This is a genomic window from Xanthobacter aminoxidans, from assembly GCF_023571765.1.
GTDB classification, from domain to species: domain Bacteria; phylum Pseudomonadota; class Alphaproteobacteria; order Rhizobiales; family Xanthobacteraceae; genus Xanthobacter; species Xanthobacter aminoxidans.
This window is the reverse complement of record NZ_JAMJXC010000018.1, coordinates 16,594-33,670: the sequence shown is the minus strand read 5'-3', so window position 1 is coordinate 33,670 and position 17,077 is coordinate 16,594. Positions and strand designations below refer to the sequence as shown.

Below are 17,077 nucleotides of genomic sequence, written 5' to 3'. Positions count from 1 at the left end.
GATCGGCGCTGCGGCGCCGGACGGGCAGGCAGGGGGTCAGGCCGGCTGCAACGCAGCGCTGGCGTTTGGCGCGGGCACGGCGCCGGATGCGAGATGGCAGGCCACGAGGTGGCCGTCGCCCGCATCGCTCAGGGCCGGCGCATCAATGGCGCAGCGCGCGACGGCGATGGGGCATCGGGTGTGGAAGCGGCAGCCCTTGGGCGGCGCGAAGGGGCTCGGCAGGTCGCCGCCGACGATGGTCTTGTCGGCGATGCGGCTCGCGCCGGGGTCTATGCGCGGCAGCGCCTCGATGAGCGCGCGGGTGTAGGGATGAAGGGGCGCGCGCCACAGCGTCTCGCGCGGGGCAAGCTCGACGATGCGGCCCAGATACATGATGGCCACCCGGTCGGCGATATGCTCCACCACCGAGAGATCGTGGCTGATGAACAGATAGGCGACGGAGGTTTCGCGCTGCACCTTGCGCAGGAGGTTCAGCACCTGCGCCTGCAGCGACACGTCCAGCGCCGACACCGGCTCGTCGCAGACGATCACCGCGGGATCGAGGGCAAGCGCGCGGGCGATGCCGATGCGTTGGCGCTGGCCGCCGGAGAATTCATGCGGCAGCCGGTCGATGAATTCGGGCCTCAGCCCCACCGCCTCCATGAGGCTCGCCACCCGGGCGCGCCGCTCGGCCTTGCCGCGCACGCCGTTGAGCTTGAGCGGGGTTTCGAGGATCGTGCCGGCCCGCTGGCGGGGGTCGAGGGCGCCCATGGGGTCCTGAAACACCATCTGCACCTTGGGCCGGAGTGCCCGCCGCTCGCGGGCGGTGAGCCCGGTGATGTCGTGCCCCTCCACCTTCAGCGCGCCGGACGAGGGCTCGACCAGTTGCACGATGGCCTTGGCGAGGGAGGATTTGCCGCAGCCGGATTCCCCCACCAGCCCCAGCGTCTCGCCGGGGCGGATCGCGAAGGAAACGCCGTCCACCGCCGAGAGGGGACCCCGGCCGGTGTTGTAGGAGACCACAAGGTCCCGCACTTCCAAAGCGGGCGTCTCAACGGGCGCACTCATGCCGGCACGCCTTCCAGGACGGGCGCGCGGGGCTTCTCCCCTGCGAGGCGATCGAGGTGGAGGCAGGCGACGCTTCCGCCACCGCCGACGCCTTCCAGAACCGGCTGGAGCCGCGCGCAGGTCTCGTCCGCATGGGCGCAGCGCGGCGCGAAGGCGCACCCCGGCGGCAGATCGGCGAGGGAGGGCACGATGCCGGGGATTTCGTCCAGCAGCTCGCGCCGCAGGCCCGGCGTCGGGCGGGCGCGCATCAAGGCGCGGGTGTAGGGATGGAGCGGACGGGCGAACAGGTCGGCCACCGGCCGCTCCTCCACCTTGCGGCCGGCATACATCACCAGCACCCGGTCCGCCGTCTCGGCCACCACGCCGAGGTCGTGGCTTATGAGCAGCAGGCTCATGCCGAACTCCTTCTGGAGCGAGACGATGAGCTTCAAAATCTGCGCCTGCACGGTGACATCGAGGGCGGTGGTCGGCTCGTCGGCGATCAGCAGGCGAGGATTGGCAGCGATGGCGATGGCGATCATCACCCTCTGGCGCATGCCGCCGGAGAAGTGGTGCGGATAATCGTCCGCCCGGCGCTGCGGCTCGGGAATGCGCACGAGGTCGAGCAGCTCCACCGCGCGCCGGTGCAGGGCGGGGCCGCGCAGGCCGGTATGGCGCTTCAGGCTCTCGATGATCTGGTCGGCCACCGTGCGCACCGGGTTCAGCGCCGAGAGCGGGTCCTGGAATATCATGGCGATCCGGTTGCCGCGCACGTCACGCATGGCGCGCTCGGAGAGGGCCAGGAGGTCCGTGCCCTCGAACCGCACATGGCTTCCGGAAATCTCCGCCGGCGGCGACCGGAGCAGGCGCAGCAGCGCCATGGCCGTTACCGACTTGCCGCAGCCGCTCTCGCCGACGATGGCGAGCGTCTCGCCGGCCGCAATGTCGAAGGAGAGGCGATCCACCGCCGTCAGCCGGCCGGCCGGAGTGCGGAAGCGGACGGTGAGGTCTTTGACGTCGAGCAGGGCAGGGCGCGTCATGTCAGCGAGACCCGCGGGTTGAGGACGTCGTTGAGGCCGTTGCCGAGCAGGTTCAGCGCCATGACGGTGAGCGAGATGGCAAGGCCGGGCAAAGCGGTCATGTACCAGGCGGTGCGCAGCACCTCGCGGCCGGAGCCGATCATGCTGCCCCACGAGATGAGGTTGGGATCGCCGAGGCCGAGGAACGAGAGCGCCGCCTCCGTGAGGATGGCGGAGGCGACGAGGATCGAGCCCGCCACCACCACCGGCGAGATGGCATTGGGCAATATGTGGGTGAGGATGATGCGGAAATGTCCCATGCCCATGACCCGAGCCGCCTGCACGAATTCCGCATCGCGTAGCCGCAGCGCCTCGGCCCGCACCAGCCGGGCGACCTGCGGCCAGGAGGTGACGGCGATGCCGAGCACGATGGAGGAGACCGAGGGGGTGAGGATCGCCACCACCACCACCACGAACACGAGGGGCGGCATGGTCTGGAACACTTCGGTGATGCGGGTGAGCACCTGGTCCACCCAGCCGCCGAAATAGCCCGACAGCGCCCCGAACACGACGCCCAGCGCCACGGCGAGGCCCGCCGCCGCGAGGCCGACCGCCAGCGAGACGCGCGCCGCATAGACGAGGCCGACGAGGATGTCCCGGCCCAGCATGTCCGTGCCGAGCGGATATTCCGCCGAGGTGAAGGGCCAGATGAACGGTCGGGCCACCATGTCCAGCGGATCACCGGGGAAGATCTGCCCCGCGAACAGAGCGGCGCCGGCCACAAGCGCCAGCCCGATGCTGCCGGCAAGCGCGGTGCGGCTGCGCAGGAAGCGATATCCGAAGGAGGAGGCGCGCACCGCGCGGCGCGGCTTCGGCGCGGCGGGGGCCGAAGCCGCGGGGGCGCGGGGAAGGATGTCGGTGGCGTCGAGGCTCATCGCACGTCGATCCTCGGGTCGAGCAGGGCGTAGACGAGATCGGTCGCGAGGTTCGAGACGATCACCAGGAAGGAGGAGAAGAACAGCACCCCCAGCAGCAGGTTGATGTCGCGCTGGAACACCGCATCGAAGGCGAGCCGGCCCATGCCGGGCCAGGCGAACACGGTTTCGATCACCACCGACCCCGAGAGCAGCGTGCCGAGCTGCAGGCCGGTCATGGTGACGATGGGCAGGAGCGCATTGCGCAGCACGTGGCGCACGGCGATGGGCAGAGGGGCGATGCCCTTGGCGCGGGCGGTGCGCACGAAGTCCAGCTCCAGCACTTCCAGCATGGCCGAGCGGGTGAGGCGCGTGTAGATGGCGATGTAGAAGAAGGCCAGTGACAGGACCGGCAGCACCATGTGCAGCGCTACGTCGCCGACCGCCGCAAGGCCGGTGTGGGCCTGCTGGAGATCACGCATCCCGCCCGCCGGAAGCCAGCGCAGTTCCACCGAGAACAGCACGATCAGCATCAGCCCCACCCAGAAGAGCGGCGTGGCAAAGCCGATGGTGGAGACCGCGGAGAGCACGCCGTCCGGCCAGCGCCCGCGCCATTGCGCGCTGATGGCGCCGAACAGGATGCCGAGCGCCACCGCCAGCACGAGGCTGGAGAGCATGAGCAGCGCGGTGTTGGGCGCACGGGTCAATATGAGGTCCAGCACCGGCATGGAATTGCGGAACGAATAGCCGAGATTGAGCTGGAACAGCTGGCCCATATACTTGAAAAACTGGATGGCAAGCGGCTCGTCGAGCCCGAACTGCTGGCGCAGCATGGCCATGTATTCGGGTGTCGCGGAGCCCGCCTCGCCGGCCATCACCTCGGCGAGGTCGCCGGGAGCGAGGCGCAGGAAGAAGAAGTTCAGCACCACGATGGCGAGGATGGTGGGCACCACCTGGACAACGCGCAGGCCGAGATAGCGCAGCACCCGCCCCTCGGGCAGCTGAAGGGCGCGCGCCATCTCAGGCCCCCACCCACACGGTCTTCAGCGACTGGTAGCCGCCGAACGGGGCGAGATCGATGCCCGAGAGCTTCGCCGAATAGGCGCGATAGAAGGTGAGCTCCAAGAGGTTCACCGACGGCAGCTTCACCTGCGCGAGGCGCTGCAATTCGCGGATGTCGGCGTTGCGCTTCTCCACGTTGCCCTCGGTCTGGATGCGCTCGATGACCGCATCGATCTCCGGATCGGCGATTCCCGAGGCGTTGGACGAGGGCGTACCTTTCTTGATCGCCTGGCTCCAATAGCGTCGCTGCACGCCGATCTGCGGATCGGGATAGGCGGAATACCAGGCGCTGTGGGTGTCGAAATCGTATTCGGTGAAGACCACCTTGATGTAAGTGGGCAGATCGTAGTTGCGCAGCGTGACGTCCACGCCGATGCGCTTCAGCGCCTGCTTGAAGTATTCGCCCGCCCGCCGGTAATCCTCGCCATAGGCGGAGGGGATGTGGTCGATGCGCAGGCGCACCCCGTCCGACCCCTTCTTCAGGCCGGCGGCATCCAATAGGGCCTCGGCCTTGGCGATGTTGTAGTCGTATTGCGGAAGATCGGTCGCGAAGAACTGGGTCTGGTAGCTCGGCACGGGGCCTTCCGCGGGTTTGGCGAGGCCGTAGAACACCGTCTCGGCGAGCGCCTTGCGGTTCAGCGCGTGGGCGAAGGCCTGGCGCACACGGATGTCGCCGAACGGCTCGCGGCGCAGGTTGAAGTCGAAGAAATACATGGGCGCCGGCCCCTCGAAGCCGCGCGTCTCCACCACGAGGTCCTTGGACGCCTTGATGCGCGCCACGTCCGAAAGCGGCACGGGATTGAGCGGGATATATTGCGCCTCGCCGGTTTCCAGCGCCGCCGCGCGGGAGGCGGGATCGCGGATGATGCGGAACACCACGCGGTCGAGATAGGGCCGGCCCTTGTCCCAGTAATTGGGATTGCGCTCCAGCACGATGCGCTCGCCCTTCACCCACTCCTTGAAGACGAAAGCGCCGGTGCCGATGGGCTTGCCGTTCAGGGGATTGGTGAGGGGGTTGGTGCCCTCGTAGAGATGCTTGGGCAGGATCTGCGTCTCGGTGCCGTTGAAGGCCGCCCACACCACCGGCGAGGGGCGCGAGAAGCGCAGCACCGCCGTGTGCGGATCGGGAGTGTCCACGGCGGTGAGATTGGCGAACACCGCATTGCCGCGCGGGTGCACCTTCTTCGTCACTTCGAGGAGGGAATAGGCGACGTCCGCCGATGTGAAGGGCGTGCCGTCATGCCAGGTCACGTCGTTGCGGAGGCGGAAGGTGATGACGGTGCCGTCCGCCGAGGTCTCCCAGGATGTGGCGAGGCTGGGCTTGAGCTTGAAGCCCTCGTCATATTCCACCAGCCCGTCGAAGATGTTGGCCGAGACCGCCACCGCCGGCGCGGAGATGGTCAGGCCCGCCACGAGGCCCGCCGGCTCGGGATCGAGCACGGCGACGAGCGTTCCACCCGTGGCCGGGGCTGCGCCCGCCCGGCGCGCGGCTGCCGGCAGGAGGAGGGAGGCTCCGGCACCCACAAGGAGCGTGCGACGGGACAAAGCAAGGGTCTCGAACGGGGACGTCATCGGGTCTTCGGATCTCGGATGTGCGTTGGGCGCTGGGGGGGCCGGATTTCGCCAGCCCCTGGCTCAGAAGAAGCTGGAGGGTGGCAGGGGCGTGCCGTCGATGGCGTGGAGCCCGAGGAGCCGCGCCTTGTAGGAGCGCGGATTGTGCGAGGCGAGGGTGCGGGCATTGCGCCAGTGGCGGTCCAGATTGACTGCGCGGTGGGCCGCCGAGGCGCCGCCCACATCGAACAGCTGGCTGGCCGAGCGCAGGGTGAGATCGTCGATGATGACCTTGGCCCGCGCCGCCTTGAGCGCCGCACCGTGAGCCGCCGCATTCACCTCTTCCGAAGACGCGCCGGACGCGCGCAGCGCATCGGCGGCATCAAGCGCATCGGCGGTGGCGAGCACCAGCGCTTCCGCCGCATAGGCCGCCGCGGAAATCTCGCCCAGCGCCTGCTGGAGAATGGGATCCTCGGTCGCCACCGGTGTCGGCGCGAAGAAATAGGTGTGCTTGCGGCTCTTCAGCAGCGCCGTCGCATCCCGCAGCACGGCGGCGAGGATGCCGGCATTGACCGTGGTGAGGTAGAGCTGGGGCAGGGTGCTGGAATAGGCGGTGCCGTAGCCGACGCCCGTGCCGTCCGGTACCACTTCATCCGGCTCGACGCGCACTTCGTTGAAGATGGTGGTGCCCGAGCCGGTGAGCCGCTGGCCGATGCCGTCCCAGTCATCGACGATCTCGATGCCCTCGCGCTTCACCGGCAGGATGAGGGAGGCGTTGCCGCCCTCCGGCGTCGCCACGCGCACCAGCACCAGGTCGGAGAAGATGGTGCCGGTGGAATAGTATTTGCGGCCGCTGATGCGCCAGCCATCGCCGTCCGGGCGCAGGACGGTGGCGAAGGGGGAGCCGCCCACCACCTTGGCGTCGCTCTCCGTATTGGCGAGGCCGACGATGGCCCCTTCCGCCACGGCGCGGCGCCATCCCTCTTCCGCGGCATTGCGCGGGGTGCGCGCGTAGCGCTCCACGAAGGTGAAATGATTGCGCAGGATGTGCGCCACGTTGGCGTCCGCCGTGGCGAGACGCAGCACGACCCCGAACAGCTCGCGGAACGAGGCTCCGGCGCCGCCCGCCTCGACCGGCAGGCGAAGGGCGCCGAGCTTCGCTGAGCGGATCAGCCCCAGCGGCTCATGCGGCAGGATGCGCTCGTACTCGCGCTGGGCCGAGCCCGCCGCGATGGTGTCGAACAGGGCATCGAGCGCCGGCGCGTCCGGGCGCAGCGGTCCGCCGAGAAGGGGGGCGGCGGCAGAGGGGACGACGATTTCGTTCATGGCTGGGTCCGAGGTGGCGAGTCCGACGGAAAAGAGCGTTGGAAAGGGCCGGAGGGGCACCCGGCGCGCTTCGAGCGGAGAACGCTTCGCAGGTCAGGCTCAGCACCGGGAAACCCGGTCCGGCGGCACGCACCAGCGAAGATATGGTCAGCATATCTCTTAAATGTAGTTTGTCGATCTTTTTAATGTAATAAATGTCCACGAGTTGGACGTGCAGTGGCCGTGCGGCCCGACACAGGGCGTCGGGTTGATGGGAGCGAGGACCGCGAAATCCCCTTCTGCGGTCTTTGGCGGAGAGGGGATGCTTGAGGGCAGGCGCGCCCGGAACCGCAGGAGTGCAGCTGAACTCTTCACGTTCGTCGGGCTCGGCGCCCGGCCTCTCCCGCCCCGGCGATGAGGCCGGGGCGGGGAGGGGTCAGAGCCGGTAGCCGCGACTGCTCTGGATGCGCTTGAGGGCGGTTTCCAGCGCGTCCACGTCGTCGGTCGTGTTGTAGAAGGCGAGGGAGGGCCGCACCGTGCTCTCCAGCCCGAACCGGCGGAGGATGGGCTGGGCGCAATGGTGGCCGGCCCGCACGGCGATGCCCTCGCGGTCCAGCGCTGCGCCCACGTCCTGCGTGCGGCAGCCATCGAGGACGAAGGAGAGCACGCTCGCCTTGTCCGCCGCCGTGCCGACGAGCTTCAGGCCGGGCACGGTCAGGAGCCGCTGTGTCGCATAGACCAGCAGCTCATGCTCGTAGCGGGCGATGACCTCCATGCCGATGCTCTCGACATAGTCGATGGCCGCGCCGAGGCCCACCGCATCGGCGATGTTGCCGGTGCCGGCCTCGAACCGCTCGGGCGGACCATTGTAGATGGTCTTCTCGAAGGTCACGTCGGCGATCATGTTGCCGCCGCCCTGCCACGGCGGCAGACGGGCGAGCACGTCCTTCTTGCCGTAGACCACGCCGATGCCGGTGGGACCGAACACCTTGTGGCCGGAGAAGACGAAGAAGTCGGCGTCCAGCGCCTGCATATCCACCGCCATGTGGGAGACGGATTGCGCCCCGTCCACCAGCGCGCAGACGCCGTGGCGATGGGCGATGGCCACCATCTCCTTCACCGGAACCACCGTGCCGAGCGCGTTGGACACCTGCGCCAGCGCGACGATGCGGGTGCGGGGATTGAGCAGCTTCTCGTATTCCTCGAGGATCACCTGCCCCGTGTCGTCCACCGGCGCGACGCGCAGGCGCGCGCCCTTCTCGGCGGCGAGCTGCTGCCACGGCACGATGTTGGCGTGGTGCTCCAGATGGGTGACGACGATCTCGTCGCCCTCCTTCACATGCCGCCTTCCGTAGGTCTGGGCGACGAGGTTGATGCCCTCTGTGGCCCCCCGCACGAAAATGATGTCCTTCACCGATCCGGCATTGAGGAAGCGCCGCACCTTCTCGCGGGCCGCCTCATAGGCATCGGTCGCCCGCGCCGCGAGGGCGTGGGCGGCGCGGTGGATGTTGGAGTTTTCGTGCTCGTAGAAGTGGGTCAGCCGGTCGATGACCGCCTGCGGCTTCTGCGTGGTCGCGGCATTGTCGAGCCAGATCAGCGGCTTGCCATGCACGCTCTGCTGCAGGATGGGGAAGTCCCGCTTGATCGCGTGCGGATCGAACGGGCGCGTCTGCGGGCCGAGGTCCGGCACCAGCTCCGGGCTCAGCGCCGAGGAGATCCCGCCGAAGTCCGGAGCCTGCACCGGCGCCGCCGGAAGGCCGGGGAGCGCGGACGCTGACGGCAGGGCGGGTTCCGCCGGCAGGGACGCAGAGGCGGGCACGGGAGAATGGGCGCGCGCCTCGTCCAGAAAGTAGAGGCCACCCGCATCTCCGCCGAAATCCCCCGGCACCGCCGAAGGCGCGGGCGGACGCCGGCTGTCGAGTGCGATGACGCTGCCGAGGCCCGCCGGCACCTGCCCGGTATCGAAGCTGCCGGCGAGGCCCGGAAGCGACAGGGCGGGGGAACCGCCCGGCTGGGGGACGCCGGGGAGGCCGGGAACGGCCACCGCCGCCGGTGCCGGCGGGGGCGGGATGTTGGGCGTCGGCACCACGGACGGGATGGTGACGGGCGGCAGGTCCGGCGCGGCGAAGGGCGGCCGCGACGGCAGGTGCTGGTCGGCGAGGGTCGTCGCCGGCAGGCCCGGCAGGTCGGTCGGATTGGGCGGTGCGGAGGGCAGCGTCACCAGATGCGGCGCCGCCTCGGGAGCGGCAGCCACGGGCCCCGACTGGAAGAAGGCGTTGGCGATCTGCTGCAGCACCTGCGGGTCGGGCCAGCCCGGCGGCGGGGACCCCGGCGCAGCGTTTGCCGCCGCGCCGAAATCGTCCGGGCGGAAATCCGCCGGCCCTTCGGGCACCCCCGGCTCAGGCGTAGGTGTCAGGATAGGCATGATACTTGCCGACCTCGACATCGGTGAGCACCGCCAGCGCATCGTGGGTGAGCACGGCGGCCGAGCAGTAGAGCGAGACCAGATAGGAGGCGATGGCCTTGCGGTTGATGCCCATGAAGCGCACCGACAGGCTCGGCGCCACCTCGCCGGGAACGCCCGGCTGGAACAGGCCGATCACGCCCTGCTTCTTCTCGCCGGTGCGCAGCAGCAGGATGTTGGTCTTGCCGTTCTCGTCCACATAAAGCTTGTCGGACGGCACGAACGGCAGGCCGCGCCAGGTGAGGAAGGGCGTGCCGAACAGCGTCACCGTGGGCGGTGGCACGCCGCGGCGGGTGCATTCGCGGCCGAAGGCGGCGATGGCGCGCGGATGGGCTAGGAAGAAGGCCGGCTCCTTCCACACCTTGGTGATGAGCTCGTCGAGATCGTCCGGCGTCGGCGCGCCGGTGCGGGTGGAAATCCGCTGCGAGGGCGCCGCATTGGTCAACAGGCCGTACTCGGCGTTGTTGATGAGCTCGGCCTCCTGCTTCTCCTTCACCTTCTCGATGAGGAGGCGCAGCTGCTCCTGAATCTGGTCGTAGGGGTGGGAATAGAGGTCCGAGACGCGGGTCTGCACGTCGAGGATGGTGGTCACCGCGTTGAGGGAATATTCGCGCGGCGCCTCCTCATAGTCCACGAAGGTCTCCGGAAGGTCCGGGTCCTGGTCGCGGCGGGGCGAGCATTCCACGTCGGCGGCGATCTCGCCGTTGGATTCCTTGACGCGGTTGAGGCGGTAGATGCCGGCTTCCACCGGCGTCCACGGCAGGAAGGAGACGAGCCAGCGCGGCGTGATGCCGGACCATTGCGCGCGGGTCTTCGTGGCATTGGCGAGCTGCCGGGCGGCGGCCTCGTTCAATGTCCTCCTGATGGCAGGCTCTTCGGTCATTCGGATCCCCTGTTGAAAAACGGATGCGCGCTGCCGGCGCCAGCGGGCGAAGCCTGCGCGGGGTCTCCCGCGCCGCCCACCGAGCGGTTCTGCGCCTGTGTGAGATGGCTGCCCGGCGGCACCGAATGGGTAAGCCAGACATTGCCGCCGATGGTCGATCCACGGCCGATGGTGATGCGCCCGAGCACGGTGGCGCCCGAATAGATCACCACGTCGTCCTCGATGATGGGATGGCGCGGCGCGCCCTTGATGATGGCGCCCGAGGCATCGGTCGGGAAATTGCGCGCGCCCAGGGTCACCGCCTGATAGAGGCGCACCCGCTCGCCGATGATGGTGGTTTCGCCGATGACGACGCCGGTGCCGTGATCGATGAAGAAGCTGCCGCTGATGCCGGCGCCGGGATGGATGTCGATGCCCGTGCGCGAATGGGCGATGTCGGAGATGAGACGGGCGAGGAAGCCGGCGCCGAGCCCGTAGAGGGAATGGGCTATGCGGTGGTGCACCACAGCCGTGAGCCCGGGATAGACCAGCAGGATCTCGGCGAAGCCCGTGGCCGCCGGATCGTTCTCATAGGCCGCGCGGATGTCGCTGACGAGGAGGGCGCGGATCTCCGGTAATTGCTGGGCGAAGGCACGGACGATGTCGATGGCGTCGCGCTCGAACGCCGCCTCGGAGCGCGCCTCCCGGGTGGAGAAGGGCAGGCTGCGCCGGGTCTGCTCCGCGAGGGTGGTCAGCGCGTCGTTGAGGGTGGCACCGACGAAATAGTCGATGGTCTCGGCGGCGAGCCCCGGCGGTCCGTAATGGGCCGGAAACAACGCCGCTGCGAGCCCCTGCAGGGCGGAGACGATGGCCTCGCGGGAGGGCGGGGGGCGCAGCAGGCCGCGATGGCGGATGTTGTGCTGCACATCCCGCGACAGCTTCAGCGCCGCGATCACCGGGGTGAGGTTCCAGCCCGAGGGTGGAGCGCTGCCGCCCGCGCCCCCATCGCTCCGATCGCCATCGTGGAAAGCGACGCCGCCGCCCGGATCGGCACGATCGAACACCCCGTAGCCATCGCGTATCTGGCCTTCTCTTATCTGGCCGTCGCGTCCCTTGGCCGTCACCGGATGCCCCCTCTTGCGCGCCGATGCACCATGGATGACATGGCCAAGCTGTATTGTCCAGTTAATCACCCGAATTAATAGATATTAGCCGGGCGCCGGATGGGAGGGCTCTCACGCGGCCTCGCTGAGCCTGCGATAGGCGGCGCCGGCATGGGTCTCCTTCAGCCGGTCCGAACCGGAGAGCTTTCCGCGCAGGGTGCCGGGGGCGTAGTCCTGCTTGTAGAGGCCGCGGCGTTGCAGCTCCGGCACCAGCAGGTCCACCACGTCGGTGAAGGTGTCCGGGAAGAAGGCGTGAGAGAGGTTGAAGCCGTCCACGTCGGCCGCCGCCACCCAGGCTTCCAGCTCGTCGGCGATGTCGGCCGGCGTGCCGGCGAAGAGCGGGCCGCGCCCGCCGATGCCGTTGTGGGCGATGATCTCGCGCAGCGTCCACACCCGGTCGGGCTCCGCCACCGTGAAGGTCTCCAGCAGCGATTGCACGGCATTCTCGCGCACCTCGCTCAGGGTCAGCGGCGCGTCGAGATCGAAGGCGGAGAAATCGATGCCAGTCCAGCCGGAGAACAGCGCCAGCACGCCATCCGGATCGGTGTAGCGGCGATAGTCGGCGAGCTTGTCCTCCGCCTCCGCGCGGGAGCGGGCCGGGATGGCAGTGGCGAGGGTGAAGACGGCAATGTCGCGCGGATCGCGCCCCAGGGCCGCCGCGCGGGCACGCAGGTCCGCGATGCCCGGTGCGATGCTCGCCGGGGTCGGCCCGCCGACGAACACTGCTTCCGCATGCCGGGCCGCGAACGCCCGCCCGCGCGGCGAGGCGCCGGCCTGGAACAGGTAGGGCGTGCGCTGGAGCGAAGGCTCGGTGAGGTGGATGGTGTCGATGTCGAAGTGCCGGCCTTCATGCCGCACTCGGTGGACCTTCGAGGGATCGGCGAAGGTACCGGAGGCGCGATCGCGCACCACGGCGGCGTCCTCCCAGGAGCCCTCCCAGAGCTTGTAGGCGACTTCGAGGAATTCGTCGGCACGATCATATCGGGTGTCGTGGGCGATCACCTTCTCGCGCCCCACCGCGCGGGCGCCGCTGTCGGAATAGCCGGTCACGATGTTCCAGCCGATGCGGCCCTGCGTGAAATGGTCCAGCGAGGAGAAGCGCCGGGCGAGCACGGCCGGCAGCTCGTGGCTGGTGGAAGCGGTGATGCCGAAGCCGAGGTCCTTCGTCTCGTGGGCGAGGGCGGACACCAGCATCAGCGGATCGAGCTTGGGGAATTGCGCGCCGGAGCGGATCGCGGCATCCGCGTTGCCGCCATAGACGTCATGCACGCCGATGCCGTCGGCGATGAACAAAGCATCGAACTTGCCGCGTTCCAGGACCTTGGCGAGGTCCACCCAGTAATCAAGCGTGTTGTAATCAGCGCCCCGGCTCGCGGGGTGGGCCCACAGGCCAGGCGAGAGATGCACCGGGCTGAAGCCGATGAAGCCGTTGAGGCGGATCTGGCGGGTCATGGCGGGCCTTTCCAGGGTCAGCGCTGGAGCAGAGACGCGAGGGTCGCGCCGAGCGAGACCTGTCGCAGGACGGGTGCCGTGGCCCCGGATGCGCGGGGCGACGTGCTCAGGCGCAGATCATTGCGAGGCGCTGGAGACAGCGTGGGCCGGTTTTCGCCGGGGCAGACGGCTCCGAACATGAGGGCCATGGCCCCGAAGGCATCGGCGGACATGCGCGTTCTCCCTGGAGGTCAGACCGCCGCGCGCGCGTCGGCGACGGGCGCAGCGGCGGGGCGGAAGGCGGCGGCGGGGTGGCTCTGCGGCAGGCGGCTGCGGCCGGGGCCATAGAGCTTCTCGCGGAGCGTGCCGGCGACGTAATCGGCCTTGAAGCGGCCGCGGCGGCGCAGCTCGGGCACCACCAGCGCGCCGAAATCCGCATAGCCGCCGGGCGTCACCGCGTAGCTGAGATTGAGGCCGTCCACGTCGGTGGCCTCCACCCAGGCCTCGATCTGGTCCGCCACCTGTTCGGCCGAGCCGATGAAGACCGGGCCGCGCCCGCCGATGGCGTTGTGCTCGGCGAGTTCGCGCACCGTCCACACCTTGTTCGGGTCGGCGATGGAGAAGGCTTCCAGCGCGGAGACGAGGCCCTGGGAGCGGTCGTCGAAGCGGATGGGGGCGTCGAGGTCGTGCTTGGAGAAGTCGATGCCGGTCCAGCCCGAGAACAGGATCAGCGCGGCCTCAGGATTGAGGAAGCGGCGGTAGCTCTCCAGCTTCTCCCGCGCCTCCTCTTCGGTGGCGCCGACGATGGTGGTGGCCATGGAGAAGAACAGGATTTCCTTCGGGTCGCGCCCCAGCGCCGCGGCACGGGCGCGGGTGTCGGCCACCACGGGAGCGATGACATTTGGCGTCGGCCCGCTCACGAAGATGCATTCGGCGTGGCGTGCGGCAAAGGCCCGGCCGCGGGTGGAAGCGCCGGCCTGGAACAGCACCGGCGTGCGCTGGGGAGACGGCTCGGAGAGGTGGATCCCCTCCACCTGGAAATGCTGGCCGCGATGGACGATGGGGCGCACCTTCGCCGGGTCGGCGAAAACGCGGTTCGCTCGGTCGCGCACCGCCGCGTCGTCATCCCAGCTGCCTTCCCAGAGGGCGTAGACGGCATCGAGATATTCGTCGGCGATGTCATAGCGCGCGTCGTGGGGCGTCAGCGCCTTCTCGCCCACGGCGCGGGAGCCTGAGCTGGTGTGGCCGGTGACGATGTTCCAGCCGATGCGCCCCTTGGTGAGGTGGTCCAGCGTCGACATGCGGCGGGCGAAGGGGTAGGGCGGCTCGTAGAGCGCATTGCTGGTGATGCCGAAGCCGAGATGCCGCGTCACCCGGGCCATAGCCGACACCGCCACGATGGGGTCCAGCTTGGGGATCTGTGCGCCCACCTTCAGCGCCGCGTGGTAGGAGCCGCCATAGACATCGTTGGAGGCCATGCTGTCGGCGACGAACAGCGCGTCGAAGCCGCCGTCCTCCAGCGTGCGGGCAAGGTCGGTCCAGTAGCCGAGCGTCGTGTAGTCGAGCGAGCGGTCTTCCGGATGCCGCCACAAGCCGGGCGAGTGATGCACCGGCGTCGCCATGGCGAAGGCGTTGACGCGGATTTCCTTCTTTGAACCGGCGGCGGGGCCGGTGCTGTCCGGGGCGGGCGTCTGCGTCATGGGTCGGTTTCCGGTTCCGTTCGGGCGGCGTGAGCGCAGAAAATCAGCACCTCTTATGTTAGTCAATAAATTCAATTGAATTTATGGAGAAAGACAGGGAGGATGGCTGCCCACCCCTTCCCGGAGACCGCCCATGACCGCGACCGCCGCGCTCCAGATCCCGCCCGCCGCACCGGCGGAGCCCTACCAACTCATCACCGTCGAGGACCTGCGAAACCGTCTGGCTGGCGGCGGAGAAGTCGCGCTGGTGGATGCCCGCGAGGAGGGCGTGCGCTCCCGCGACGGCCACATCCTCCAGTCCGTTCCACTGCCTTTGAGCCAGATCGAGCTGCGCGCCGCCGCCCTCCTGCCGCGCTTCGGCGCCCCGGTGGTGGTGACGGACGGCGGCGCCGGCGACCTTGCCACCCGCGCGGCCCGCCGGCTGTCCGAACTCGGCTATTCCGACGTGTCCGTGCTGGATGGTGGCGTCTCTGCCTGGGAGCGGGCGGGCGGCATCGCCTATACCGGCTCCAACGTGCTCTCCAAGGCGTTCGGCGAATTCGTGGAGCACGCCTATGGCACGCCCCGCCTGCCGGCCCGCGAGGTCAAGGAGCGGCTCGATCGTGGCGAGGACATCGTGATCCTCGACGGACGCACCTTCCAGGAGTTCGAGAATTTCCACATTCCCGGAGCCCATGCGGTGCCCAACGCGGAGTTGCCGTTCCGCGTCCATGGGCTCGTGCCCTCCGATGAGACGCTGGTGGTGGTGAACTGCGCGGGCCGCACCCGCTCCATCATCGGCGCGCAGGCGCTCATCAATGCCGGCATTCCCAACACCGTGGTGGCGCTGGAGAACGGCACCATGGCCTGGCTGTTCGAGGGCTACGACCTCGCCCATGGCGACCGCGCCGAAGTGCCCGCCCCAGGTCCCGCCGAGCTGGAGAAGGCGCGCGCCAGCGTCGCCCGCCTCACCCGGCGATTCGGCATCCGCACGCTGGACCGCGAGGGCCTTGCCCGCTTCGAGGCGGAGCGCGATGCGCGCACCCTCTATGTGCTGGATGTGCGCACCCGCGCCGAATACGAGGCTGGCCACCTGCCGGGATCGCTCTGGGCGGAAGGCGGCCAGCTGGTGCAGGCCACTGACCGCTGGGTCGGCACCCGCAACGCCCGCATCGTGCTGGTGGACGACGCCGACGGCGTGCGCGCCGCCATCACCGCCTCCTGGCTGATTCAACTCGGGGTCGGCGATGTTTATGTGCTCGGCCTCGATGCGGCGGATCGGCTGGAACAGGGGCCGGAGCCGCAGGTGCTGCTCGGCCGCGCACCCACGGTCGCGGTGACGCAGGTGGCGGGGCTCGAGCGGCTCATTGCCAAGGACGCGGTGGTGGTGCTCGATCTCGACACGAGTCTGGCCTATGCGGCCGGTCACATTCCCGGCGCCCGCTTCGCCGTCCGCGCCCGCCTGCCGGAGGGTCTGGATACGCTGCCGCCGCGCCCGCTTGTGCTCACCTCGGCGGATGGCAAGCTCGCGGCGCTGGCGGCGGCGGAGCTGGCAGGGTCCGGACGGCAGGTCTCGGTGCTGGAAGGCGGAACGGCGGCCTGGAAGGCCATCGGCCTCCCGCTGGAGACCGGCGAGACGGCTCTGCTCCATGCCGCCGATGACGTCTGGCGCTCGCCCTATCAGGAGGCCGGCGACCGCCATGCCGCCTTCCGCAGGTATCTGGACTGGGAGATCGACCTGATCCGCCAGATCGAGCGCGACGACACCATCGCGTTCAAGGTCTATCCCTGACGCGAGAAGGCCGCCGGATCACGATCCGGCGGCCTTCTGCTTTGCAAGGGGATCAGGCAAGGGCGCGCCCGCCGCCGTCCACGAACAGGTTCGAGCCGGTGATGTAGCGCGCCTCGTCGGACAGCAGGAACGCCACCGCGTCGGCGACGTCGGTGGGAAGGCCCGGACCAGGGATGGCGGTGTCGGGGGGCGCTGCGGTACCGGCCGCGTTCAGCGCGTCGAGCCGGGGTGACTTGATGGGGCCGGGCGACACCGCATTCACGCGCACGCCCTGCGGCCCGTAGACCGTGCCGAGGCCCCGCACCAGCAGGATCAGCGCAGCGTTCACGCTGGAGCCCGGCAGATGCTGCGGCGAGGGCTCGATGCCGCCGCGCCCGCTCAGCACCACCACGCTCCCCTTTCCGGACGCGATGAGATGCGGCAGCGCCGCGCGCACCACGCGCACGGTGCCCAGCAGCTTCGCATCGATCACCTTCAGCCAGTCGGCGTCGTCGAGCGTCAGGAAGTCGCCGAAGATGGGCAGGTTGGTGGAGGTCACCACCCCGTCCAGCCGGCCGAAACGCCGGGCGATCTCTGCCGCTCCAGCATCGACGGCGGCGGCATCGGTGATGTCCACGGCGAGCGGCACGATGCGTGCGGCCGAGGGCAGCGTCTCTGCCCGCCGGCCGGAGGCGATGACGGTCGCGCCCTGCGCGGCCAGCGTCTCGGCACTGGCCCGGCCGAGGGCGCCGCCCGCGCCGGTGATCCAGATGACCCTGTCCTTGAAATCATGCGCCATGGAGGCCTCGTCGTGAGAATGGGTTGGTGCC

The 17,077-nt window shown here is 69.3% G+C and carries 13 protein-coding genes; 1 reads left to right on the top strand and 12 read right to left on the bottom strand.

Annotated features, from left to right (window positions below; genetic code table 11):
• Positions 1-36: 36 nt before the first annotated feature.
• From EJ105_RS21825 to EJ105_RS21775, 11 genes are all read right to left on the bottom strand, one after another.
• The gene (locus tag EJ105_RS21825; RefSeq protein WP_250167988.1) at positions 37-1,047 is read right to left on the bottom strand and encodes an ABC transporter ATP-binding protein; all 1,011 of its coding nucleotides are present in this window, start codon (positions 1,045-1,047) and stop codon (positions 37-39) included.
• Positions 1,044-2,066 carry an ABC transporter ATP-binding protein gene (locus EJ105_RS21820; RefSeq protein ID WP_250167987.1) on the bottom strand — a complete coding sequence of 341 codons (1,023 nt, stop codon included), beginning with the start codon at positions 2,064-2,066 and terminating at the stop codon, positions 1,044-1,046. Before EJ105_RS21820 ends, EJ105_RS21825 begins: the two co-directional genes overlap by 4 nt.
• Positions 2,063-2,980, bottom strand: coding sequence for an ABC transporter permease (locus EJ105_RS21815; RefSeq protein ID WP_250167986.1), 918 nt, complete (start codon positions 2,978-2,980; stop codon positions 2,063-2,065). Before EJ105_RS21815 ends, EJ105_RS21820 begins: the two co-directional genes overlap by 4 nt.
• Entirely contained in the window at positions 2,977-3,978 is a 1,002-nt protein-coding gene (locus tag EJ105_RS21810; RefSeq protein ID WP_250167985.1) for an ABC transporter permease, read from the bottom strand. The genes EJ105_RS21815 and EJ105_RS21810 overlap by 4 nt, the downstream gene beginning before the upstream one ends.
• A gap of 1 nt (position 3,979) precedes the next feature.
• Positions 3,980-5,593 (bottom strand): ABC transporter substrate-binding protein, encoded by a 1,614-nt coding sequence (locus tag EJ105_RS21805; RefSeq protein WP_250167984.1) that lies wholly within the window; start codon positions 5,591-5,593, stop codon positions 3,980-3,982.
• Positions 5,594-5,656: 63 nt separating this feature from the next.
• Entirely contained in the window at positions 5,657-6,898 is a 1,242-nt protein-coding gene (locus tag EJ105_RS21800) for an acyl-CoA dehydrogenase family protein (RefSeq protein WP_250167983.1), read from the bottom strand.
• Between the two features lie 415 nt (positions 6,899-7,313).
• A complete protein-coding gene (locus tag EJ105_RS21795; protein ID WP_250167982.1) occupies positions 7,314-9,302 on the bottom strand; it encodes a family 2A encapsulin nanocompartment cargo protein cysteine desulfurase in 1,989 nt (662 codons plus the stop codon).
• Complete coding sequence (locus EJ105_RS21790) at positions 9,277-10,224, bottom strand: family 2A encapsulin nanocompartment shell protein (RefSeq protein ID WP_250167981.1); 948 nt, start codon at positions 10,222-10,224, stop codon at positions 9,277-9,279. Before EJ105_RS21790 ends, EJ105_RS21795 begins: the two co-directional genes overlap by 26 nt.
• Complete coding sequence (gene epsC / locus EJ105_RS21785; RefSeq protein ID WP_394042657.1) at positions 10,221-11,327, bottom strand: serine O-acetyltransferase EpsC; 1,107 nt, start codon at positions 11,325-11,327, stop codon at positions 10,221-10,223. The genes EJ105_RS21790 and epsC overlap by 4 nt, the downstream gene beginning before the upstream one ends.
• A gap of 111 nt (positions 11,328-11,438) precedes the next feature.
• Positions 11,439-12,818, bottom strand: coding sequence for an LLM class flavin-dependent oxidoreductase (locus tag EJ105_RS21780; RefSeq protein WP_250167980.1), 1,380 nt, complete (start codon positions 12,816-12,818; stop codon positions 11,439-11,441).
• Positions 12,819-13,048: 230 nt separating this feature from the next.
• The gene (locus EJ105_RS21775) at positions 13,049-14,497 is read right to left on the bottom strand and encodes an LLM class flavin-dependent oxidoreductase (protein WP_250167979.1); all 1,449 of its coding nucleotides are present in this window, start codon (positions 14,495-14,497) and stop codon (positions 13,049-13,051) included.
• Between the two features lie 133 nt (positions 14,498-14,630).
• Between EJ105_RS21775 and EJ105_RS21770 the strand changes: the two genes are divergently transcribed.
• Positions 14,631-16,268 carry a rhodanese-like domain-containing protein gene (locus EJ105_RS21770; RefSeq protein WP_250167978.1) on the top strand — a complete coding sequence of 546 codons (1,638 nt, stop codon included), beginning with the start codon at positions 14,631-14,633 and terminating at the stop codon, positions 16,266-16,268.
• A 52-nt stretch (positions 16,269-16,320) separates the two neighbouring features.
• Here EJ105_RS21770 and EJ105_RS21765 read toward each other — a convergent pair whose 3' ends face one another.
• Positions 16,321-17,046: an SDR family NAD(P)-dependent oxidoreductase gene (locus EJ105_RS21765; RefSeq protein ID WP_250167977.1), complete on the bottom strand. Its 726-nt coding sequence runs from the start codon at positions 17,044-17,046 to the stop codon at positions 16,321-16,323.
• Positions 17,047-17,077: the final 31 nt, after the last annotated feature.